The 22,192-nt window shown below is 36.2% G+C and carries 25 protein-coding genes; 8 read left to right on the top strand and 17 right to left on the bottom strand.

Going from position 1 to position 22,192, the window contains the following annotated elements:
* Positions 1–19: 19 nt before the first annotated feature.
* The 7 genes from AM499_RS21055 to mutY form a co-directional block, all read right to left on the bottom strand.
* Entirely contained in the window at positions 20–1,003 is a 984-nt protein-coding gene (locus AM499_RS21055; protein WP_053592031.1) for an ABC transporter ATP-binding protein, read from the bottom strand.
* Positions 978–1,997, bottom strand: coding sequence for an ABC transporter ATP-binding protein (locus AM499_RS21050; RefSeq protein ID WP_053592030.1), 1,020 nt, complete (start codon positions 1,995–1,997; stop codon positions 978–980). The genes AM499_RS21055 and AM499_RS21050 overlap by 26 nt, the downstream gene beginning before the upstream one ends.
* 235 nt (positions 1,998–2,232) lie before the next feature.
* A complete protein-coding gene (locus tag AM499_RS21045) occupies positions 2,233–3,984 on the bottom strand; it encodes an ABC transporter ATP-binding protein (protein ID WP_053592029.1) in 1,752 nt (583 codons plus the stop codon).
* Positions 3,985–4,041: 57 nt separating this feature from the next.
* The gene (gene ntdP / locus AM499_RS21040; RefSeq protein WP_053592028.1) at positions 4,042–4,581 is read right to left on the bottom strand and encodes a nucleoside tri-diphosphate phosphatase; all 540 of its coding nucleotides are present in this window, start codon (positions 4,579–4,581) and stop codon (positions 4,042–4,044) included.
* A gap of 135 nt (positions 4,582–4,716) precedes the next feature.
* Complete coding sequence (locus AM499_RS21515; RefSeq protein ID WP_082355333.1) at positions 4,717–4,893, bottom strand: gamma-type small acid-soluble spore protein; 177 nt, start codon at positions 4,891–4,893, stop codon at positions 4,717–4,719.
* 40 nt (positions 4,894–4,933) lie between these two features.
* Positions 4,934–5,680, bottom strand: coding sequence for an enoyl-[acyl-carrier-protein] reductase FabL (fabL, locus tag AM499_RS21035; protein WP_053592027.1), 747 nt, complete (start codon positions 5,678–5,680; stop codon positions 4,934–4,936).
* Positions 5,677–6,744, bottom strand: a complete 1,068-nt coding sequence (gene mutY / locus AM499_RS21030) for an A/G-specific adenine glycosylase (protein WP_053592026.1) — start codon at positions 6,742–6,744, stop codon at positions 5,677–5,679. Before mutY ends, fabL begins: the two co-directional genes overlap by 4 nt.
* Positions 6,745–6,867: 123 nt before the next feature.
* On the opposite strand from mutY, the gene AM499_RS21025 reads away from it, so the two are divergent.
* Positions 6,868–7,860 (top strand): metal-dependent hydrolase, encoded by a 993-nt coding sequence (locus tag AM499_RS21025; protein WP_053592025.1) that lies wholly within the window; start codon positions 6,868–6,870, stop codon positions 7,858–7,860.
* 118 nt (positions 7,861–7,978) lie between these two features.
* Here the strand turns inward: AM499_RS21025 and AM499_RS21020 are convergent, their stop codons facing one another.
* From AM499_RS21020 to recX, 3 genes are read right to left on the bottom strand one after another with little or no spacing between them, the layout of a single operon-like run.
* On the bottom strand, positions 7,979–8,245 hold the full coding sequence (locus AM499_RS21020) for a YfhJ family protein (protein WP_053592024.1): 267 nt from the start codon (positions 8,243–8,245) through the stop codon (positions 7,979–7,981).
* 1 nt (position 8,246) lies between these two features.
* Positions 8,247–8,576: a YfhH family protein gene (locus tag AM499_RS21015; protein WP_053592023.1), complete on the bottom strand. Its 330-nt coding sequence runs from the start codon at positions 8,574–8,576 to the stop codon at positions 8,247–8,249.
* Positions 8,569–9,381: a recombination regulator RecX gene (recX, locus tag AM499_RS21010; RefSeq protein ID WP_053592022.1), complete on the bottom strand. Its 813-nt coding sequence runs from the start codon at positions 9,379–9,381 to the stop codon at positions 8,569–8,571. Before recX ends, AM499_RS21015 begins: the two co-directional genes overlap by 8 nt.
* A gap of 98 nt (positions 9,382–9,479) precedes the next feature.
* On the opposite strand from recX, the gene AM499_RS21005 reads away from it, so the two are divergent.
* From AM499_RS21005 to AM499_RS20990, 4 genes are all read left to right on the top strand, one after another.
* On the top strand, positions 9,480–10,376 hold the full coding sequence (locus tag AM499_RS21005; protein WP_053592021.1) for a TIGR01777 family oxidoreductase: 897 nt from the start codon (positions 9,480–9,482) through the stop codon (positions 10,374–10,376).
* 52 nt (positions 10,377–10,428) lie between these two features.
* Positions 10,429–11,235, top strand: a complete 807-nt coding sequence (locus tag AM499_RS21000; RefSeq protein WP_053592020.1) for a polysaccharide deacetylase family protein — start codon at positions 10,429–10,431, stop codon at positions 11,233–11,235.
* 160 nt (positions 11,236–11,395) lie between these two features.
* Entirely contained in the window at positions 11,396–12,772 is a 1,377-nt protein-coding gene (gene rlmD, locus AM499_RS20995) for a 23S rRNA (uracil(1939)-C(5))-methyltransferase RlmD (protein ID WP_053592324.1), read from the top strand.
* A 120-nt stretch (positions 12,773–12,892) separates the two neighbouring features.
* A complete protein-coding gene (locus AM499_RS20990; protein ID WP_053592019.1) occupies positions 12,893–14,032 on the top strand; it encodes a zinc-dependent alcohol dehydrogenase in 1,140 nt (379 codons plus the stop codon).
* Between the two features lie 709 nt (positions 14,033–14,741).
* Here AM499_RS20990 and AM499_RS20985 read toward each other — a convergent pair.
* The 5 genes from AM499_RS20985 to AM499_RS20965 form a co-directional block, all read right to left on the bottom strand.
* Positions 14,742–15,203 (bottom strand): GNAT family N-acetyltransferase, encoded by a 462-nt coding sequence (locus AM499_RS20985; protein WP_053592018.1) that lies wholly within the window; start codon positions 15,201–15,203, stop codon positions 14,742–14,744.
* A 92-nt stretch (positions 15,204–15,295) separates the two neighbouring features.
* Entirely contained in the window at positions 15,296–15,724 is a 429-nt protein-coding gene (locus AM499_RS20980) for a GNAT family N-acetyltransferase (protein WP_053592017.1), read from the bottom strand.
* Between the two features lie 3 nt (positions 15,725–15,727).
* Complete coding sequence (locus AM499_RS20975; protein ID WP_053592016.1) at positions 15,728–15,940, bottom strand: hypothetical protein; 213 nt, start codon at positions 15,938–15,940, stop codon at positions 15,728–15,730.
* Positions 15,941–15,968: 28 nt separating this feature from the next.
* Positions 15,969–16,247 (bottom strand): hypothetical protein, encoded by a 279-nt coding sequence (locus AM499_RS20970; RefSeq protein ID WP_053592015.1) that lies wholly within the window; start codon positions 16,245–16,247, stop codon positions 15,969–15,971.
* Positions 16,248–16,269: 22 nt separating this feature from the next.
* Positions 16,270–16,713: a hypothetical protein gene (locus AM499_RS20965; RefSeq protein ID WP_053592014.1), complete on the bottom strand. Its 444-nt coding sequence runs from the start codon at positions 16,711–16,713 to the stop codon at positions 16,270–16,272.
* A 170-nt stretch (positions 16,714–16,883) separates the two neighbouring features.
* Between AM499_RS20965 and AM499_RS20960 the strand changes: the two genes are divergently transcribed.
* Positions 16,884–17,654: an SDR family oxidoreductase gene (locus AM499_RS20960; protein WP_053592323.1), complete on the top strand. Its 771-nt coding sequence runs from the start codon at positions 16,884–16,886 to the stop codon at positions 17,652–17,654.
* Positions 17,655–17,674: 20 nt separating this feature from the next.
* Here the strand turns inward: AM499_RS20960 and AM499_RS20955 are convergent, their stop codons facing one another.
* Both AM499_RS20955 and AM499_RS20950 read right to left on the bottom strand, forming a co-directional pair.
* On the bottom strand, positions 17,675–18,397 hold the full coding sequence (locus AM499_RS20955) for a class I SAM-dependent methyltransferase (protein ID WP_053592013.1): 723 nt from the start codon (positions 18,395–18,397) through the stop codon (positions 17,675–17,677).
* Positions 18,398–18,415: 18 nt separating this feature from the next.
* Complete coding sequence (locus AM499_RS20950; RefSeq protein WP_053592012.1) at positions 18,416–19,591, bottom strand: MFS transporter; 1,176 nt, start codon at positions 19,589–19,591, stop codon at positions 18,416–18,418.
* A 425-nt stretch (positions 19,592–20,016) separates the two neighbouring features.
* On the opposite strand from AM499_RS20950, the gene AM499_RS20945 reads away from it, so the two are divergent.
* Together AM499_RS20945 and AM499_RS20940 are read left to right on the top strand one after the other, a co-directional pair.
* Positions 20,017–20,202, top strand: coding sequence for an SE1561 family protein (locus AM499_RS20945; protein WP_053592011.1), 186 nt, complete (start codon positions 20,017–20,019; stop codon positions 20,200–20,202).
* 326 nt (positions 20,203–20,528) lie between these two features.
* Positions 20,529–22,058: a fumarate hydratase gene (locus AM499_RS20940; RefSeq protein WP_053592010.1), complete on the top strand. Its 1,530-nt coding sequence runs from the start codon at positions 20,529–20,531 to the stop codon at positions 22,056–22,058.
* The last annotated feature ends 134 nt before the right edge of the window (positions 22,059–22,192 follow it).

The following is a 22,192-nucleotide window of genomic DNA, read 5'->3' as shown; positions in this document are numbered from 1 at the left end:
CCCTCCGTAAAATATATTATCAATGTTGGACTGCCTCTTTATATAAATGGCAGGCAACAAAATGACCTGTTTTTACTTCTTCTAATTTCGGTACAACGGTTGTACAAACATCCATCTTATAAGGACATCTTGTGTGAAACGTACAACCTGTCGGTGGATTTGAAGGACTCGGAATATCTCCTTCTAATATAATTTGTTCCCTCTTAAACTCTGGGTCGGGAACAGGAACTGCAGAAAGCAGCGCCTTTGTATATGGATGTAGTGGCTCTGCGTAAAGAGATTCACTTGTCGCAAGCTCAGCCATTTTACCTAAATACATAACACCAACGCGATCACTTATATGCCGCACTACCCCTAAATCATGTGCGATAAAGATATACGTTAGCTTTAGTTCTTTCTGTAAATCTTGCATGAGATTAAGTACTTGCGCTTGAATAGAAACATCAAGAGCGGACACCGGCTCATCTGCAATAATTAACTTTGGATTTGTCATTAAGGCTCTAGCAATCCCAATCCTTTGGCGTTGCCCACCACTAAATTGGTGTGGATACCTTTTTGCATGGTAACTACTAAGTCCAACGATTTCTAAAAAATCATAAACTTTCTTCTTACGGCTTTTAGCATCGCCGATGTTGTGGACAATGAGAGGCTCCATTAAAATCTTCTCAACTGTATGACGCGGATTTAATGATGCATAAGGGTCTTGAAAAACCATTTGAATCTCTCTACGTGCTTTTCTCATTTCTGAACTAGAAATATTCGTAAGTTCTTTTCCATCAAAAGTTACTTTACCTTCAGTCGGCTCTAGTAATCTCATAAGCATTCGACCAGTAGTAGATTTACCACAACCAGATTCCCCTACAATACCGAGTGTTTCACCCTCATTAACATAAAAAGATACATCGTCCACTGCTTTTACGTAACCCGATTGTCTTCCTAATAATCCCGAATGAGTAGGAAAGTACTTTTTCAATCCTTCAACTTGTAGCAGCGGTTTTGTCATGTACTCCAACCTCCTTTTCATCGTATAAGAAACATCTTGTTTTATGACCTTCGGAGGTTTCATATAAAGGAGGACTCTCTACCGTACATCGACCGAACACTGATTCACAACGCGCAGCAAACCGGCATCCTTCTTTAATCGTCCCAGGTTTTGGCACATTTCCTGGAATTGAATAAAGTCGTTGTTTTTTGAAACGCATATCGGGAACTGAAGCTATTAAACCTTTCGTATATGGATGTTGTGGATTATTGAAAATAGTCTCAACCGATCCCTCTTCCACTACCTTTCCAGCATACATAACAACAACTCGCTCACATGTTTCTGCTACAACTCCTAAATCATGTGTAATTAATAGAACTGCCGTATTTAATCGCTCATTCAAGTCTCTCATTAACTTTAATATTTGCGCTTGTATCGTTACATCTAATGCTGTAGTTGGTTCATCGGCAATGAGTACCTTTGGATCACATACTAATGCCATAGCAATCATAACCCGCTGTCTCATACCACCTGAGAGTTGGTGAGGATAATCTCGCATCAATTCTTCCGCCCTCGGTAATCCTACCAACTTCAACATTTCAATCGCTCTAGCTTTCGCCTGCTTTTTACTCCAGTCCTTTTTATGTAATGCTATGGCTTCTATTAGCTGATTTCCTATTGTGAATAAAGGATTCAACGATGTCATAGGCTCCTGAAAAATCATCGCAACATCATTTCCACGAACACTTCGCATTTCCTTCTCTGTAAATTTTGTTAAATCTTTTCCTCTAAATAAAATTTGTCCGTTTGTTATTTTCCCTGGAGGACTAGGAACCAAGCCCATGATAGAAAGAGAAGTTACACTTTTACCGCAACCTGACTCGCCTACGATTCCTAATATCTCTCCTTCTCTGACATGAAAATCTACATAATCAACGGATGGTATAACACCATCATCAGTGAAAAAGGAAGTTTGAAGATCTTTCACTTCTAAAATTACTTGACGATTTTGCATGTTGTGCTCCCCCTTTCTAAATAGTCTTATTTTTCTATCTTATCTTACTATATTAAATATTCTACACAATTTAAGTGAGTATGCAATACCTTTATTAAAGTTGATATATCTATACTCATATATAACTTCCAATTTAATCTGTATTTTCATACAATTATATAAATAACCATTCGACTATCTTTTATAGTAAAAAACACCCTATAAGTTAATGTTCACTTATAGGGTGTTTCCTTATTTAATTTACTGTATCTAAATGTTGTATTTGAAAAAGGTTATAATATACACCTTTATGATTCATTAAGTTATGATGATTTCCATTTTCAACTACTTCACCATTTTCAATTACAAATATATTATCAGCATGAGTGATAGTAGAAAGTCTATGAGCAACAATAATAGTAGTACGATCTTTCGCTAGTCGTTCTAATGAGTCTTGGATTAAAGCCTCACTCTCTAAATCTAATGCAGAAGTCGCCTCATCTAGAACTAAAATTGCAGGATTTTTTAAAAACACTCGTGCAATTGCAACCCGCTGTTTTTGTCCACCGGAAAGTTTTACTCCACGTTCTCCAACTTTTGTTTCATAGCCTTCTGGTAACTCCATGATGAAATCATGGGCATTAGCAGCCTTAGCCGCTTCAATAACCTCTTCATCTGTAGCATTTGGATTACCCATTAATATATTTGATTTTACCGAGTCACTAAACAAAATATTATCCTGCAATACAATTCCGATATGCTTCCTTAAGGATTCAATAGTTACATCCCGAACATCTTGTCCATCAATTTGGACACTGCCACTTGTCACATCATAAAACCTAGGGATAAGACTAATAATAGTAGATTTCCCTCCACCGCTCATTCCGACAAATGCTACTGTTTCACCAGCGTTGACGTGAAAATCTACGTGATTTAAGATGGTAGTTCCTTCTTTATCATATTGAAATGACACATTAGAGAATGTAACATTGCCAAGTGAGCGATCTATTGTGGTCGCTCCTTTTTTATCAACAATATCGTATTGTTCATCCATCAATTCAAAGACTCGATCCATAGATGCAAATGATTGAGTTAACGTTGTAGATGAATTAACTAATCGTCGCAATGGGCTGTACAAACGTTCAATATATGCAATAAAAGCAGCCATCGTTCCCACAGATAATCTTCCGTTGATTGCTTCATATCCTGCATATGCTATCACTAGTAATGGTGCTATATCGGTTATTGTATTCACAACAGCGAATGCCTTCGCATTCCATATCGTTTGGTCGACCGCTTTATCTAAAAACTCCCCATTTGCTTCGTTAAATAGTTTTTGTTCATGCTTCTCCAAAGTAAACGTTTTAATAATACTCATACCTTGTACACGTTCATGTAAATAGCTTTGGACTCCTGCTAATGCCTGCGAACGTTTTCTTGTGAGATCGCGTAGTCTGCCAAAAAAGTATTTCACACTAAATGCGTAAAATGGAAATGCTAATAAAGTAACAATAGTCAACTTTACATTCATTGTGAGCATTATTCCGATTGCAATTAGAATAGTAGCTAAATCTAACCAGACATTCATCAAACCAATCATGACAAAGTTTTTTGTTTGTTCTACATCATTTATAACTCTGGAAATAACTTCTCCAGCTCGTGTATTCGAGTAATACTTTAAACTTAGTTTCTGCAGATGAATATAGAGTTTTTGACGTATATCATATAGTATTTTATTACTCACTAGTTGAGCCAAATATTGTCGATAATACTCGATTGGTGGACGAACTATTAAAAATACTAATGCAGTCCCTCCTAGCCAATAAACCAACTGCTTCATCTTTTCCTCATAGGCCATGTTCTCGTCAATAATATCATCAATCACAATTTTAATAAGTATTGGTATAAATAAAGGTATAGCAAATTTGATAATACCAATGACAATCGTTAATAATATTTGAAGGTTATATGGTTTCACAAATTGCATATACCGCTTCATCGAACTCATAGAATTACTCCCTTTCAAAATTGCAAAAACCTGTTGTATCTCTCAACAGGTTTCCGTCTACTCATTTAACTGTTTATAAAAATGGTAACGACTTGTCCACGCTTCTATAAAATCAGGAGCAAATGGACCTCTTCTTTGCTTTATCCAAGAAATTAGTTTCTCTATATTCCGATCAAGAATCCCATCTATCTCTTTTGGATAATTCATTTCTTTTTTATGCTGCTCGTACTCATCTTCATCTAGAATCGTATAGGTCATGTCTGGAAAGACCTTTACATCTAAATCATAATCAATGTATTTTAACCGTTGATTATTATAGACAAATGGCGAACTCATATTGATGTAATAATATACACCATCTTCTCGAAGCATACAAATAATGTTGAACCAATGTTCTGCATGAAAGTAACAAATTGATGGCTCTCGTGTAATCCAGGTTCTTCCGTCCGCCTCAATTACAAGAGTTCGCTCATTTGCTCCTATTACAATATTTTTGGTGCCTTTTAAAACCATCGTTTCCTGCCAGACACGGTGGATGCGGCCATTATGCTTGTAGCTGTGAATTTGAATAATTTCTCCTTCGGTTGGAATCGCCATGATTTAGCCACCTTCTTTTCATCAAGCGCAATATAGAATTTTAACTTATTTACTTATTATAGCAATCCATACAAAAAAACTGTAGTAAAAAAATCAGCGAAGGCAAAATGCCTTCGCTGATCTTGGTGAATCCACTTATTTACTTGAGTTAAAAGAACGATTTGCTTTTGGACCGCTAGCTTGTTGTTTTTTCATCTCCGCTTGACGGTTTTGTTCTTTTACGTTTTGAATATCAGTTTCTGCCGCAAACTCTTGACTCTTGTTTGATTGGTTACTGTTATTCTTTTTCATGGATTTCACCTCCGTACACATATATCATGTGCTCTTTAGGTGTTAATATTCATATGATTATTTACATTTTTATCGATCTTCCGCCGTCCACAATTATCGTTTGTCCTCTAATCATCATGGAATCATCAGATAATAAAAACATCGCCGTTTTCACCATATCCTCGATTTCCACCATTCTCCCAGCAGGAGTATTTATTCGAGCATCTTCTAATAACTCTTCACGATTTGGAAAATGTTTCAGTGCATCTGTATCTAATGCTCCACCAGAAACCGTATTTACAGAAATTCCTTTTGGGGCTAATTCAACAGCTAAATATCTTGTAAGGGATTCGATTGCTGCTTTTGAAACGCCAACTGTCGTGTAATTTTCGAGATAACGAATCGAACCAAGTGAACTGATCCCAAGTATTTTCCCACCGTTATCCATTAATTTTGCCGCTTCTTGTGCCCCAAAAAGCATTCCTTTCGCATTAATATTCATTGTCCAATCCCAATGAGACTCTTCCAATTCCATAATTGGTCGTAATACGCCAGAAGCCGCATTGCTAACAAAGATATCTAAACGGCCAAACTCTTCTTTTACAGTTTGAAACATTGCTCGTAGTTTTTCTATATCTCCCACATTTGCACGAACAAGAAGTGCTTTTCTTCCTAATGCTTCAATCTCTTGTACTGTTTCAAGTGCTGCCGATTTACTTCTTGCATAGTTAACAACAATATCATATCCATTTTTAGCAAGTTCAATAGCTAGTGCTTTTCCTAAACCTCTACTGCTTCCCGTTACTAGTGCAACTTTTCTTGTTGTCATTGTTCCAAATCCCTTTCTTTCCATGCGTTCCATACTTTCAAAACTGGAACTGGCATTGGTTGATTTTCTACTTCTACCTTTGTAAACCATTTGCAGTTAGTTGGTAGTCCTTTATCTTTTGTTAACTGTGCTGCATAACTCTCCATTTCCCACGTTAAATGTGAAAAGATATGCTTAAAGGTAAGTATTTCTTTCCCTTTTATAATACTAATTCGATAATCATGCTCGATTACCTCTTCTACTGTATGATTAGTAGTAGGTAGCTCTACCATTGGGAACTGCCACATGTTCGCTAACAATCCTTTACTTGGACGCTTTTCCAAAAGGACTTTCCCATCTTTTTCAATGACAACTGCTTTCATTTTATGTATTTTAGATTTTTTGTTAATTGTTTTAACTGGAAGTACTTCTTGCATTCCTTCAAAAAATGCTGAGCAATATTCTCTTACAGGACAAAGTAAGCATTTTGGTTTAGTTGGTGTACATATCACTGCTCCTAACTCCATCAATCCTTGATTGAATGCAGAAGGATTCTCCCTATCGATTAACTCCATGACAGCCTCTTCAAAAATTTTTTTAGTTTTTGGTTTGGCAATATCTTCTTTTATCAATAAAAGACGGGAAAGCACTCTCATAACATTTCCATCTACTGCATGCTCAGGCACACCATACGCGATACTTAATACAGCTCCTGCTGTATATGGGCCAACACCTTTTAACTTAGATATTTCTTTTCTAGTGGAGGGAACGTTACGATCATAATGCTCTACCACCTCTTTTACTCCAGCCTGTAAGTTACGCGCTCTGGAATAATACCCCAAACCTTCCCATTCCTTTAATAATTCTTCTTCATCTGCGTTCGCTAATGACTCCAGTGAAGGATATTTTGCAATAAATCTTTCATAATAAGGAATAACAGTATCCACTTTTGTTTGCTGTAGCATAACTTCTGAAATCCATATTTTATAGGGGTCTTTTGTTTTACGCCAAGGTAAGTCCCGTTTTTCTACCTCAAACCATGAAACTAATGCATTTCGTACTTGTTTTTTGTATAATTCGTTCAATGTAAATTCCTTCCTTGCGATTATTGTCATTTATAATCGGGTATATGTTAGTGTGAGCTTTGTTATTTATTCGATTTTATTTTATGATTAATTCAACTTGTTGTCCAAAAAGGAGATGGTTAAGTGGATACAGGTACACATATTGTAATGGGTATAGCTCTCGGAGGCTTAGCACTTGCCGACCCCGTAGTTGCTAGTAGTTCCCTTACTACTACTGCTGTGATTGCTGGAACTATAATAGGTTCCCAAGCACCAGATATTGATACAGTGTTAAAATTACGCAATAATGCGGTATATATAAGACATCACCGTGGGATTACTCATTCCATACCAGCAGTCATTTTATGGCCTTTACTAATTTCATCCGTACTTTGGTTGATTATACAAGAAGCAAATTTCTTGCACCTTTGGCTGTGGACATTTTTAGCTGTTTTTCTACATGTGTTTGTAGACATTTTTAATTCCTATGGTACACAGGCAATCCGGCCTTTTTCAAGGAAATGGGTAGCCCTAGGGGTTATAAATACATTTGATCCGATAATTTTTGGCTTACATGTACTAGGCTTGCTACTATGGATGTTTGGTGCTAATCCAGTTCCAACCTTTTTTATTATGTACGCAGTAATCGTTTGTTATTATATTTTACGATTTGCAGTACAAGCAGCGGTTAAAAATGCAGTCAAACATACCATTCCGGATGCCGATCAAATAATAACCGCTCCAACCATGCGCTTCTTCCAGTGGCGTGTAGCTGCTCTCTCCAAAACACACCATTATGTTGGACGAGCATATGGACGCTCCATTACCATTTACGATAAATTCGAACGAGTTCCCATACCTGACTCCCAATTGGTAAAGGCAGCCTTAAAAGATAAAAACTTAAGCGCTTTTCTTTCTTTTTCACCAATCTATCGTTGGGAAATCACGAAGTTTGACCAATTACACGAAGTACGCCTGATTGATTTGAGATATCGTAGTAATGACTATTATCCATTTGTGGCAGTAGCACATTTGAATGAAGATCTTGAAATCGTCAATTCTTATACGGGTTGGATATTTAGTGAAGATAAACTTCGAAAAAAATTAGACTTTATGCCAATTGATGAAATAAAATAGAAACGCTAGGAAATCAATTTCCTAGCTTTTTTTATTTTGGCTTTGTTTGACTCATTGTAAGAATCAGTGTTTTTTGTATTCTCAATTTAAAAACTTTCCGTAATAAATAACAGAGCCTTTAATTTAAGAAATCATCTACTTCCAAAAGATGCTTATACTTTTCATTCGAGCTAGCAAATTCATGCAATTGGTCACCATAACCTTCTATCCATTTTTTGATGACCATTTCAGTGACTGCTGCACCTTTGTAATCATATCCTGCTTTCGCATAAGATGATTCAAAATCTGACCAAAGCAGTTCAATCCATGCTCTTGCCTTTGCAGCAGAAAGTTTATCGTTTTTTTCAATTAGCTGTTGTGTTAAAGTATCTATTTTATCCTGCATCTTATTTTCCTTCCTTTAGAGGCAATAATAACGAAATTGGTAATGCTTCTTCATACTTGTCTCCACCTAATCTGTATCCCCAGGCAAATCTTCCTTTAAGATACTCCACTTGAAAAAATATTCCTGGATCACTTGAGATACGGTACATCTCACCTGGTTTAATAGAAGCTGGATCAGTTAGAAACGCTTGAGCCATTGTAGCTTTTCTTTCATATACTGCATATTCATTTACAATACCTAATTGTTCTGCTTTTCTTGCTTTCTCTTTCAGTCTAGCGATTTCAGTTCGTAATTCTTGTTCTGTCATATCACTATATTTTTTCTCAATCATCCTGTTGGTCCAGCTCCTTTTTCTCTATAAATAAATCAATTTGCTCTCCGGGAAATCCTTTTAAGTATAGTGCTTGTTTTACCCTGTTCCTCAAATCATATCCCGTATATTTCGATACATATTTTCTCCAAACCTTGTCACCCTGAGTTGAAATAATATCTTCCCATTCTTCCTGTTCTTTTTCGAGTTCAAAAGATTCTATTGCTTGGGAAATAATCGAGAAGTTGTAGCCTTTTCGTTGTAACGCCTCTTGCACCTTTTGTTTAATTTGCCTTGGTGTTTTATCTGAATTTTGGTTAATTATTTTTTCAGTCAGTGTCCGAGCAATTTTCAATTGTTCATCTTCTGTATAAGTTGCTAAAACCTCTTCTTGTAAGTCTTTTTCAATTCCTTTTTTCTTTAATTCTTGGCGTATAGCTGAAGGGCCCTTTTTACTGTTTTTCTTTTGAGTCGCGACTAATGCTTTCGTAAAACTCTCATCATTTAAAAAGCCATGCTCGTATAGCTTTCGAATTGCTTCTAACACTACTGCTTCTCCAAAATCACTCGTTAATAACTTTTTCTTTACCTCATGCTCACTTCTCATACGATAACTCAAAAAGTTGATTGCTTTATTATAAGCCTTTCTTACTTCATCATCAAAAACGATTTCATCGATTGTAAAAGCTTCTATCACTTTCCCTTTTGTAAGCTGATACTTAATCAAAACTGCTTCATCTACACTAAAAGCATATTTTTCATCCAAATATAAATTATATCGTTCTTTATTATTTTTTTGACGACCTATTTTTGTAATAATCGGCATTTAGTAAACCTCTCCATTCATCCCTACTATTATACCGTATATTTTAATAGGTGATAACTCTGGAGAATGTTAAGATATTCCATAAAGGAGGGCTGAATATGAAAATAGCTATTACTGGAGGTACTGGATTTGTAGGTAGTGAACTAACTAACCTACTCGTTCAAATGGGACATGAGGTATTTATTTTAACTCGTTCACCCAACAAAGACATAAATAATGTTTCATTTGTAAAATGGTTATCAGGCAATTCCTTACCTGAAAAAAAGCTGGAAGGAATTGATGCAATCGTAAATCTTGCTGGTGAGTCCATAAATAATGGAAGATGGACCGTTGAACAAAAAAAGAAAATCTCCGAAAGTCGAATGCAAGCAACAGATGAAGTTATTCGAATACTACATGCATTAGAGCATAAACCAAAAGTTCTTGTAAATGCTAGTGCAATTGGCATTTATCCTGCCTCGGAAGATATAACATATACCGAAAACTCACTCGTAGTTGGAACAGACTTTTTAGCGAAAACAGTTCTAGACTGGGAAGTTAAAGCACAAACAGCTGAACAACTAGGAATTAGAGTTGCTTATGGAAGATTTGGAATCATTTTAGGGAAAAGTGAAGGCGCACTTCCACTAATGGCTCTTCCGTATAAACTATTTGTTGGAGGACCTATCGGCTTGGGTAAAAATTGGATGTCGTGGGTTCATGTCAGAGATGTTGCAAAAGCTCTACTGTTTGCCATAGAAAATAACATACATGGCCCTTTTAATGTCGCAGCACCGGATGCAAAAAGAATGAATGAGTTTGGCAAAATATTAGCGAGCGTATTAAATAGACCCTATTACTTCCCAGTACCTTCTTTTGCGTTAAAACTTGCCCTTGGTGAAAAAAGCCAACTTGTTTTGGAAGGTCAACATGTCTTACCGGAAGTCTTAATAGAAAATGGATTTGTTTTTGATTTTCCAAATCTGAGTAAAGCACTAACAGATATTTATTCATGAATAAATAAAAACCACTAGCGCAACCTACTTAAAAAAGGAGGTTGTGTTTTTCATGTGGAAATACCATGTATTTGGAATAGTACTAGCTGCGTTTGTCATCAGTATGGGGTTCTTCTATCAACCCTTCTCTGCGCAATCCAAAGAAATACATTGGGGATTGAAGAAAGCGACAAACGAAATTCCAGCAGAAGCAGGTTCAGAATTAGATGCGATGCTTGAAAGAAATGGCGCTATTTACAAAGGTCCATCAGATAAAAAAGTTCTCTATTTCACTTTTGATAATGGCTATGAAAACGGATATACAGAAAGTATCTTAGATACGCTAAAAAAAGAAAATATTAAAGCTACATTCTTTCTTACAGGACATTATCTAGAAAGTGCTACCCCTCTTGTTAAACGAATGATTGAAGAGGGACATCAAATTGGAAACCATTCTTATGGTCATCCGAATTTAGCTAAGCTTTCAAAAGAAGGTGTGAAGAAAGAATTGCAAAAGTTTGACCAACGATTGAGCGAGCTAACCACCCTAAAAAGAACTACCGTTACTCGTCCTCCAGAAGGAATCTTTAATGAACAAGTATTACAAGCTGCAAACGAAATTGGCCATCAGCATATATTTTGGTCAATTGCTTTTATCGATTGGCACAAGGATGTGAAGAAGGGCGGAAAATACGCTTACGATCAATTAATGTCTCAAATTCATCCTGGTGCAATCATTCTAATGCACACTGTTTCACCTGATAATGCAGAAGGTCTTCCTATGTTCATTCAAGAAGCAAGAAAAATGGGATATACATTTGGAACAATAGACGAATTAAATATGAATAATCTGGATATTCCGATTGATTTGCAACCTTAAAATTGTCCTTTATAATAGAAGCAAGATTATAAAGTGAAACTTCATTCATAGTAATGGGATGTTAGTTGAAACAATCGGACTTTTACTTTTAGTTAATCCCCACCGAAGTGATGAAGTGGGGATTTTACTGCTAGTTAAAGCGGATAAAGGACGTGAAGGAATGACAGAACAAACAGTAATACAAGTAGGACAAGAATTTCCTCTAACGATAAAAAGACTTGGAATAAACGGCGAAGGTGTAGGTTTTTTCAAAAGAAATGTTATTTTTGTTAAAGGTGCTTTACCTGGCGAAGTAATAACAGCTCAAGTGACAGAAGCTAAGGCAAAATATGCAGAAGCAAAAATCAAAAAAATCCGTCAGGCTTCCCCTGATCGTGTAGTTCCACAATGTCCAGTTTATGAAGCATGCGGTGGCTGTCAGCTTCAGCATATGAGTTATGGGAGACAGCTAATCGAAAAAAGAGATCTTGTTATCCAAGCACTAGAACGTTATGTCAAAGACTTAGCACCAACTATTGATGTAAAACAAACTATTGGCATGGATAACCCGTTGAATTATCGAAATAAGAGTCAGTTTCAGGTAAGAAGCGTAGGAAATAAAGTTATCGCTGGATTATATGCCGAAAACTCAAACAAATTAATTGATATCAATGAATGTATTATGCAACACCCAGTGACTACACATATCACAAATGAAATTAAAGGCTTCCTGCATAAACTGAACATTCCTATATACGATGAAAAGAATCCAAATGGAATAGTTCGTACGATTGTTGTTCGTACAGGTGTAAAAACAGGACAAATCCAAGTAACACTTGTTACTACTAAAAAGAAAATGCCTCATAAAGAGGAACTTGTTCAACTAATTCGTGGAATTGATTCTAATATTGTGTCCATTAGTCAAAACATTAATGCAGAAAAAACATCCCTTGTTTTTGGTGATACAACATTCAATTTATTCGGAAAAGAAACGATTCATGAAAAACTTGGAGAATTGGCTTTTGACTTATCAGCTAGAGCATTCTTCCAACTAAATCCGGAGCAAACTGAAAATTTATACACTGAAATAGAAAAAGCGGCTGCTCTTACGGGAAATGAAACAGTAGTAGATGCCTATTGTGGCGTAGGTACAATCGGACTTTGGCTTGCCAAAAATGCGAAGGAAGTTCGAGGAATGGATATTATAGAAGAATCTATTCAAGATGCTAAAAAGAATGCTAAACGGAATGGCTTCACTAATACAAAGTATGTTCACGGAACTGCGAAACAATGGCTATCAAAATGGAAAAACGAAGGTTTTGTTCCAGATGTTTTAACCGTCGATCCACCACGCACAGGTCTTGAGGATGAATTTATCAAAACCGTTTTAGCTATCAAACCAAAACGTTTTGTATACACTTCATGTAATCCTTCCACTCTTGCAAAAGATCTTCAGCAGCTGACAAAGCTTTACGATGTGAAATATATTCAGCCAGTAGATATGTTTCCTCAAACTTCACATGTTGAGGCAGTAACTCTACTAGAATTAAAGAACTAAAAATAAGCCAGAGAATCTGTTTAAGATTCTCTGGCTTTTTAGCATCTTCTTAATTATTGGTTTTGTTTTTTCAAATTGGGTTATTACTATTAATGAGACACTTTTAAAGGAGGAGATTTTTTGAAAGCAGTCACTTTCCAAGGAGCAAAGGATATTAAGGTAAAGGAAGTACCCGATCCAATAATTGAAAAGAGCGATGACATTATCGTACGTATTACGACTACTGCCATTTGCGGTTCTGATTTGCATATTTATAGAGGTGCTACGCCTACACGTAAGGACTATGTGATTGGCCATGAACCTATGGGAATTGTAGAAGAAGTAGGACCTGATGTTACAAAAGTTAAAAAAGGTGACAGAGTTGTTATTCCTTTTAACATTTCCTGTGGGGAATGTTTCTATTGTCAAAATGAAATGGAAAGTCAATGTGACAATTCAAATGAAAATCCAGCTATAGATTCAGGTGCTTATTTTGGCTTTACCGAACGCTATGGTAATTATCCTGGTGGACAAGCAGAATTTTTAAGAGTGCCCTATGGTAATTACATGCCTTTTAAGATTCCAGAATCCTGTGAATTAGAAGATGAATCCTTATTATTTATTTCGGACGTTCTTCCTACAGCTTATTGGAGCATTGAAAATTCTGGAATGAAAGCAGGCGATACTGTTGCGGTACTTGGTTCTGGACCAATCGGACTGATGGTACAGAAATTTGCCTGGATGAAAGGTGCAAAGCGAGTTATTGCTGTTGACCATGTACCCTATCGTTTAAATCATGCGATCAAGATGAACAATGTGGAAGCCTATAATTTTGATGATTTTGATGACATGGGGAGCCACATTAAGGAAATTACAAATGGTGGAGTAGATGTTGTTATAGACTGTGTCGGTATGGATGGGAAAATGTCCATGATAGAAAAAGTAGAACAAAAGCTTAAGCTTCAGGGTGGAACTCTGAGCGCTATTGATATTGGCTTAAATTCAGTAAGAAAGTTTGGAACTATCCAATTAACAGGCGTTTATGGATCTCTTTATAATATGTTCCCACTAGGTAATATTTTTGAACGAAACGTAACTTTAAAAATGGGACAAGCCCCGGTTATTCACTATATGCCTATGCTATATAAAATGATAGCGAACGGCGAGATTGATCCACGCGAAATTATTACACATAGAGTTCCTCTAGAAAAAGCAAGCGAGGCATACAAAACATTCCACGATTTTGAAGAAGAAAGTATTAAGTTTGTCTTAAAGCCATAAACAATGAATATCAAGTTTTACAAATATAACTGTATAACTTGATATTTTTTGTCCTCATTTTCTATTAAGTCAAGAATATACTTCCTAAGTATTGAGAAAATATAACGTAGCACATTATTGGTTTGGAGAAACATCCGCTCAATTCCTGCAGGAGCGTTGCGAGTGCACTGAAAAAATCTATAGAATTTGACATAACTAACAATGTCGTCCGATAAATAAGAAAATCGTTGAAACGGCTCTCTTTCCGCGGGCGTTGCCTTAGCCTCCTAGGCCAACACGATGTTGGTCATGCAATCGTTGCCGCAGGATGCGGCGAACTTAGATTGCCTTCCCCTCAACTGCGGGGTCTTCGGCTAACGCTATTCCCGCAGGAGTTTCGCCTTTTTCAACGATTTTCTTTAAATACTAATTGAAAAAATTTAAGTTATAAATATTTGTACTATTTAATGGCATGATGGTTTTCTACTTGAAAAGCGGATAATAGTTAATTGGAGTAGAAGACGGCGACTCCAGCCGGAATAGCAAATGTTTTCTGCACCGAAAGCGAAGCGGCAGGTGCATGAGCTGAAGACCCTGGACTGAGCGTAGTGAGGGAAGCGGCTGAAGCCATGCCGGCGGAGCGCGGCCGCCTGAAACGAAAATTAACGGATCCAAAATAAAGACTTGATTTACCCTATATAAAAATAAATTCTATTTTGTCTACAGTCTGTTATTTTTCATAACCTAAATTTAATAAATGTGTGGAACCAGGATATGCTTCACTTTCTTCAAAACCATATGCCCGATAAAAATTTGCTGCTTGTTTTGTATCAGTGTTTAGTACAAGAACTCTATAATAATTCTTTGCCTCGTATATAATCTGTCTTAATAATAATGTCCCTATAGCTTTTCTTCTATATTCTTTTCCTACATAAAATCTTCTCAATCTTCCAACTTGTGTATCATTAGAAAGAGGGTCATTATTAAGACCGCCTACCGCTATTAAGGAATTATTCTCATTATAAACTCCATAAAGAGATTCACCATGCTCACTAAAAGTATTAGTTCCCTCATTATAATCATTAACTAGTCTTTCAAGAAAACGGAATCCATCCGTTTTACTTTCTTCTACGAGTTGGGATAATTCGCTTATAACTAAATTTTCTATTTTACTTATTCTAAAGTCTCCCATCTATTCACCTCCGTAGCTCCGTAAAAATCTCTGTATCTATATTTCAAACCAAGCAGAATTACTTTAGCGATAAGCCAAATATCCAACTAAATTTAGTCGTTAGCTACTCTTAGATCATTAGTAAACTCACACATAAAACGTTCAACGCCTGGATATTTTTCTCCTAAACTCGTAATCTCAAATCCACACTTTCGATAAAATTCAACTGCATCCCTATCGGTTTCGGCATGAATAGAACAAGAAGAATAGTGAGCACAAATAAAATTAATCATTTGGCTCCCTATTCCCTTTCCTCTTTCACTAGGTGATACAGCGATGTGTTTTATTTCAATAGTATTTGAACTTATAATTTCAATCCCAATACAACCAATTATACTTTCTTTTAACTCAAGCCCATATAAATTTCGTTCATTTGAAGACACGTATTTTTCATATTCTTGATTAATCTTATCCACAGAAGTCGCAAAAGACAGAAGCTGCCTTAGTTCTGAATGTATCGATTTGGCACTAATTTTTATCAATTGTTACCTCCTGTTCGTCGTTTCACTCTTTTCTTCCACACTTATTTTTTTTAGCTCTATAAGCCCACCTATAAACGAAGCAAACCCTCCCATTCCTATAATTACTGGAAGAAAGGAAACAGTAGTCATTGTATCATTTGTCATTAAAAAATACATTATATAGAAGAACAAAACAAGGCTACTAGTAGCTCCTATTATTACACTTATTTTTCTCATAGTTATTCAACCCTTCGACACTGCGGTATTAGAAAAATAGAATAAATGAAATAACAAAATATACAATACCTAATCCTATTTCCGTAAGTACAACCTTTCTTCTAGCTTTGTGATAATAACTTTCAATACCGTCTACTGTAGAGCCAATGCCTCCCATAACAAAGACAAAGCTTAGTAAAGAAATATCTAAGTCGTTAACTATTGCCATTATTAAAAAGATAACCATTGCCAAGAGTATAAAAAATCTCGTAAACAAAATGGGCTTAGAACTTTTCTTTCTGTTCACTTTTTCAATGAATAATTCCATTAAACTTACCTCGTGTCATTTATTAATTGCTGTTATTAGTATTCCTATTTTCAAACATTCCAATCATTATGGATAACCCAGCGACAATTGCTGGAATACCTAGTTCATTTATCAGGTGTAACCAAAAAGGAATAGGAACAGTAAAATTAGATAAATCAGGAGTTGTATATTTTACAATAGTAAATATAACTGGGCTATAAAATGCAATAAGCAAACTTGGTAAACTTACACATAGTAGTAATGGCCAATTTCTATTAACTGTCCAAGTTTTAATAAATAGTATTGATATATATAAGCCAAATATTAAAAATATAGTTGCATTGAACCAAAAATAAGGAAGCATGTCGAACGTTATTGCGCTATTATCTCGAATTCTTTGCCGTAAAAAGGAACTTATTAATGTCAAAGCAATTAAACCAACAACCCAACATAATTTCCAAGCGTAATTCGACCAATTAGTACGCATTTGAAATCCCCCTATCATAATCGTTTCTAAGAGCACTTTTATATCATACGTTATTAATTGAAAATTAGTTTCATTTTTTGCAAAATTTTCCGTTTTAAAATCATACTCTTTAAATTAGCGTTGGTTTTATAGCTAAAATAGAGTATATAAAAGAAATGGGTGATGATGATATGTTCCAAGGAAAAGTATGTGTCATAACGGGTGGAGCCAAAGGAATTGGCAGATGTCTTGTAGAAGAGTTTTCAAAGCTTGGATGCTCTATTGCTTTTATTGATAAAGATGAAACTGCAGGTCAGAAAGTGCTTACCAACTTATCTGGCAATCATTTATTTATAGCTGGGGATTTAGCTAAAAAAGAAGATATTGAGAAGTTTGCCAATCAAGTTATTCAAAAATATGGCTCAATTGATTTCTTGCTTAATAATGCGTGTTTTAGCAATAACGGAATTATAAGCGATTGCAGTTATGAGGATTTTACTGAAGTATTAAATGTAGGAATAACAGCACCTTATATGTTGACGAAACTATTTCTAACTCATTTTAGCAATCATGCTGCTATCGTCAATATGTCGTCCACTCGAGCATTTATGTCCCAAGCGGACACGGAGAGTTATAGTTCCGCAAAGGGAGGTATATCAGCACTAACTCATGCTCTTTCTATTAGCTTAGCAGGAAAGGTACGTGTGAACGCAATCAGCCCTGGATGGATTGAAACTGGTGCATATCATGAATCAAATGAAATCTATAATGCTTCTGATGAAGATTTACTTCAACATCCATCTCACCGTATCGGAAATCCACTTGATATAGCAAGAGCTGCTATTTTCTTATGTGATCCCAAAAACGATTTTATCAACGGAGAAAATATTACAATTGATGGCGGTATGTCCAAGCTAATGATTTATAATGGAGATGGCGGTTGGAACTACAATAAACAATGAAAAAGGAAACACTTGGTGATTTAATCCCGAGTGTTTCCTTTTTTAATTGCTTTTACAATCATAAAATGTGGATTTTTCATTAAACGTTCATATTTTTCAGGTTCATTCATTTTAAATTCTTCTGTAGGTTGGGGTTCAATTATCTGCTCAATAGAAAAATGTGAAAGTGTATCATTTAGTATCATCTGCAGTGGACGACGGTAGAACGGAACTTCAATCATTTTCCCTTCTCTTTCCCATTGATCGATAATGAATTCATTTGAAAAATAATCTCCATTCTCGGATAATTTAAAATCCATAAAAGGATGGTGAACGGAAAATAACAGTTTTCCACCGGGATTTAATATTCTCTGAAACTCCTTAAAAGTGCTGCTCCAGTCCTTTATATAATGAAGCACTAAAGAGCTAATAATCCAATCAAATGTTTCATCTTCAAAAGGAAGCTTTTCTCCCAAGTCTATACAAAAAACACTTGCAGCTTCCCCAACTCTTCTTTTAGTAGCCTCTACCATTTTAGGGCTAATATCGGTGGCAGTTACATCTGCTCCTAAATGGATCAATTGTCTTGTATACCACCCAGCCGCACATCCTGCATCCAGAACTTTATTATTTCTTAAATCGGATGGCAAAAGGTTCATCATCGCAGGTCGTTCATATTGCGTGTTGAATGGACTATTAGTATCCACGTTATGTTCATAATCATCCGCAAGCTGATTGTAGGTTTCTTTCACTCTATTATTCATATTTCACCTCACACTCCTTCAAACAAAACTTTTCTTTTGAGGATTCGATACAAAGATAATAAACGATAAAATGCCAAGTAGTAAGGCAACTAATACTAAAAAGCTAATACCTTCAAATAGCTGAATAAAAAGACCGCCTAAAAAGGGACCAGAGAGACTTCCAAGACTAAAGAAAATACCACAAATTAAATTACCTGTAGGAAGCAGTTCTTTCGGTGTTAAGTCAGCCATATAAGAAATCCCCAATGAGAATGTCGACCCTACAAACATTCCAGCTATAAAAAATAATATGGCTATTATCATGGTAGAAGTTTCAAAAAGACTGGCAATTCCAAATGTAATTGCGCCAAGGCCAAGCATTATGATTAACACTTTTCGTCTTCCTATTTTGTCACTTAATACGCCAAGTGGCAGTTGAGAGACAACTCCACCAATAGAAAATGCTGCTAGTATGTACGACAAGCTTGTAACTTCTATAGCATTTCGAAGTGCATAAACCGGATAAATGGCGTTTAAAGAAGATTCCAAGAATCCATAACAAAACGGAGGAATAAATGCTACCCAAGCAACTGCGAACGCTGCTCCAAATCGTTTCCATGTTCCTGTGTGAGCTGATGAGCTAGTATGAATTTCTGGTTTTTCATTTTTAACAAAAAAGACTAACAACCAGGCTCCTAAACAGAGAAGACTAGATACGATAAACGGCAGCCCTTCAAAGATTTCTACAAGTTGGACAAACAAAGGTCCTACTGCAAAACCCACACCAAATGAAAGACCGTATATCGCTATATTTCTTCCTAATCGATGTTGTGGGGAGAAGCTAGTAATCCAAGTCTGTGTGGAGAAATGAAGGGCATGATCTCCAATCCCTATCAACAATCGCAATACAAACCAAAATGCAACACTCTTCCATAACGGAAAAAGCATTAGTGAGACAATTACGAGTAGCCCACCTATAACAATAATGGGCTTGTACCCAAACTTACGAAGTGGAGGCTCGATAAATGGAGATATTAATAATGTACCTATATAAAGACCTGTTGCACTTAATCCATTTAAAGTCGCACTTACCCCGTCTTGCTCAAATATTACGGAGATGAGTGGCAATAACATCCCTTGTGAAAAACCTGATATAGATACAATCGTGACAAGTATCCAAAATCGCTTACGTTCAACTGCTGTAAATTGCTGCATATGCTACCTCTTTTTATAGATTCTAAGTTGTTCTAAACAGTAGTGTAGCAGACAAATCGATCACATTATATATTTTTCTTAAAAATTGGGTAAGCTATAGAAAGCAGACATCAACAAAAGGCCCAGTCGATATCTACGTGAGATCTGACTGAGCCTTTTACATATAACTATTATTCACTTGTATATTCATAACTGCATTTGCGGCGTCTATGCCGGTGAAATGTCTGAACCCCCTCCTTCTCTCGATTGAATGGTTTTCGACTATTCACTACGGCCTCCCTTCTATGTATGCCTTAAAGAAACTTTAACACATAACTATAAAAGAGTAAATATTCTAAATACAATAATTATTAAAATAACTCTTTGGACCTATCTTTTATACCTATTTTCATTTATTCTTAAATCATAAAGTGAGGTGTTATTCTGTGGGTAAACAAATTTCAAATCCAGAACAACAAGTATCTTATTTAAAAGATCGTCTGCAAATGTTTTTAGAGGTATTAGATTCAATTGAACCTGAAACGACTGAACTGGAAGATATAGATCGACTTATTCAAATGATGGATGACTTAGAGTTGAAAATGGAACAATTTAAAAGTTCAAACGATTAAAATGCATGTCAAAGAAGTTCGGAATGCATCACATTGCTAACGCTCAAATTGTCGACAAAAGGTATCGAGAGGCCTCCTCACGATACCTTTTGTCAATTTTAAAGAACCAGATTAGTAAATCGTCCGCAAACTTATCTACACTCATTCCGCGGGCGGGGCAGAGCCGCTTCCTTCCCTACGCTCCAATCAATCTATTGGATAATTACATATGAAGATACGTTAAGGCTCTACATAAAACTTACATGAATCCTCTCTTTTTTTCGAAGTGATTAAATAGTATACTTGTAATGTTTAAGATACATATACATAGAAGGAGCGTTTGTCCCATGCAATTGGAGCAATTAGAAAAAAGTATTTATGACTTAGTAACCGAAACATCGACAAATTTACCAAAAGACGTCCGTCGAGCAATTAAAAAAGCGAAAGCAGCTGAAAATGCTGGTACACGAGCGGCGATGAGTTTAGACACCATTACAAATAATATTCAGATGGCGGATGACAACGTATCCCCTATTTGCCAAGATACTGGGTTACCAACATTCAAAATTAAAACACCTGTTGGAGTTAACCAACTAGAAATTAAAGCAGCGATTAAGCGTGCGATCGTGAGCGCTACTAAAGATGCGAAGCTTCGTCCTAACTCCGTTGATTCATTAACAGGGAAAAACAGCGGCGACAACCTTGGCGAAGGTGTCCCAGTAATGAAATTTGAGCAATGGGAAAAAGATTATATTGAAATGAAGCTAATCCTAAAAGGTGGCGGCTGTGAAAACAAAAACATTCAGTATAGCCTTCCTACAGAACTAGAAGGCTTGGGCCGAGCTGGACGTGATTTAGACGGAATTCGTAAATGTATTTTACATTCTGTTTATCAAGCACAAGGGCAAGGATGTTCTGCAGGCTTTATTGGAGTGGGCATTGGTGGAGATCGTTCCTCAGGTTATGACCTTGCAAAAGAACAATTATTCCGTCATGTAGAAGATACAAATCCTAATCCAGATCTAGCAAAATTAGAAGAGTATATTGTTGAAAAAGCAAATACATTGGGTATAGGAACTATGGGATTCGGTGGAGAAGCAACTCTGCTAGGCTGTAAAATTGGTGTGATGCACCGTATTCCAGCAAGCTTCTATGTATCTGTTGCTTACAACTGTTGGGCATACCGTCGAATGGCAATTAACATTCACCCAACTACAGGTGAAATCATAGATTGGCATTACCAAGATGGAGAAAAAATTGAATTTAAGGAAGAAGCTACTGAAGAAGCCCCTAAAAAAGTGGTGGAACTTCAGGCTCCAATTTCGGAAGAACAAATACGCTCCCTACAAGTAGGGGATGTTGTATCAATCACTGGTCGTATGTATACAGGTCGTGACGCAATCCATCATCACTTAATGAGTCATGATGCTCCAGTAGATTTAAACGGACAGATCATTTATCACTGTGGTCCAGTAATGCAGAAAGACGATGAAGGTAATTGGCATGTACGTGCTGCGGGACCAACTACTTCTATTCGAGAAGAACCATACCAAGGCGATATTATGAAAAAATTCGGTATTCGTGCGGTAATTGGTAAAGGTGGTATGGGACCTAAAACACTTGCTGCACTATCCGAACATGGTGGAGTATATTTAAATGCGATTGGCGGAGCAGCTCAATACTATGCAGACTGTATTAAAGGCGTCGAAGGCGTTGACTTAATGGAATTCGGCATTCCGGAAGCAATGTGGCATTTACGAGTAGAAAACTTCACAGCAGTCGTAACAATGGACTCACACGGCAATAGTTTACATGCGGATGTAGATAAGTCTTCGTTAGAAAAACTATCTGCATACAAAGAACCTGTATTCAATTAAACGTATCGATTGACATTAAATAACTTCTAAATTATAATAATTATAAAGTAGTAATAAATATAAAATGGATTTCCAACTGGGAATCCATTTTCGTCATTTTATAAGCTTATTAATAGTGAAATTCATTATCAAGG

It is taken from the genome of Bacillus sp. FJAT-22090 (assembly GCF_001278755.1).
Taxonomy (GTDB): Bacteria; Bacillota; Bacilli; order Bacillales_A; family Planococcaceae; genus Psychrobacillus.
The sequence above is the reverse complement of the archived record's forward strand: the minus strand, read 5'-3'. Positions and strand labels throughout refer to the sequence as shown.

Bases quoted from the DNA above. Each gene is read 5' to 3' on its own strand.
- AM499_RS21055 (WP_053592031.1), bottom strand. From the start codon at position 1,003: ATGACAAAACCGCTGCTACAAGTTGAAGGATTGAAAAAGTACTTTCCT.
- AM499_RS21050 (WP_053592030.1), bottom strand. From the start codon at position 1,997: ATGCAAAATCGTCAAGTAATTTTAGAAGTGAAAGATCTTCAAACTTCC.
- AM499_RS21045 (WP_053592029.1), bottom strand. From the start codon at position 3,984: ATGAGTTCGATGAAGCGGTATATGCAATTTGTGAAACCATATAACCTT.
- ntdP (WP_053592028.1), bottom strand. From the start codon at position 4,581: ATGGCGATTCCAACCGAAGGAGAAATTATTCAAATTCACAGCTACAAG.
- AM499_RS21515 (WP_082355333.1), bottom strand. From the start codon at position 4,893: ATGTGTACGGAGGTGAAATCCATGAAAAAGAATAACAGTAACCAATCA.
- fabL (WP_053592027.1), bottom strand. From the start codon at position 5,680: ATGACAACAAGAAAAGTTGCACTAGTAACGGGAAGCAGTAGAGGTTTA.
- AM499_RS21020 (WP_053592024.1), bottom strand. From the start codon at position 8,245: ATGCAGGATAAAATAGATACTTTAACACAACAGCTAATTGAAAAAAAC.
- AM499_RS21015 (WP_053592023.1), bottom strand. From the start codon at position 8,576: ATGATTGAGAAAAAATATAGTGATATGACAGAACAAGAATTACGAACT.
- recX (WP_053592022.1), bottom strand. From the start codon at position 9,381: ATGCCGATTATTACAAAAATAGGTCGTCAAAAAAATAATAAAGAACGA.
- AM499_RS21005 (WP_053592021.1), top strand. From the start codon at position 9,480: ATGAAAATAGCTATTACTGGAGGTACTGGATTTGTAGGTAGTGAACTA.
- AM499_RS21000 (WP_053592020.1), top strand. From the start codon at position 10,429: ATGTGGAAATACCATGTATTTGGAATAGTACTAGCTGCGTTTGTCATC.
- rlmD (WP_053592324.1), top strand. From the start codon at position 11,396: ATGACAGAACAAACAGTAATACAAGTAGGACAAGAATTTCCTCTAACG.
- AM499_RS20985 (WP_053592018.1), bottom strand. From the start codon at position 15,203: ATGGGAGACTTTAGAATAAGTAAAATAGAAAATTTAGTTATAAGCGAA.
- AM499_RS20975 (WP_053592016.1), bottom strand. From the start codon at position 15,940: ATGAGAAAAATAAGTGTAATAATAGGAGCTACTAGTAGCCTTGTTTTG.
- AM499_RS20970 (WP_053592015.1), bottom strand. From the start codon at position 16,247: ATGGAATTATTCATTGAAAAAGTGAACAGAAAGAAAAGTTCTAAGCCC.
- AM499_RS20965 (WP_053592014.1), bottom strand. From the start codon at position 16,713: ATGCGTACTAATTGGTCGAATTACGCTTGGAAATTATGTTGGGTTGTT.
- AM499_RS20960 (WP_053592323.1), top strand. From the start codon at position 16,884: ATGTTCCAAGGAAAAGTATGTGTCATAACGGGTGGAGCCAAAGGAATT.
- AM499_RS20955 (WP_053592013.1), bottom strand. From the start codon at position 18,397: ATGAATAATAGAGTGAAAGAAACCTACAATCAGCTTGCGGATGATTAT.
- AM499_RS20950 (WP_053592012.1), bottom strand. From the start codon at position 19,591: ATGCAGCAATTTACAGCAGTTGAACGTAAGCGATTTTGGATACTTGTC.
- AM499_RS20940 (WP_053592010.1), top strand. From the start codon at position 20,529: ATGCAATTGGAGCAATTAGAAAAAAGTATTTATGACTTAGTAACCGAA.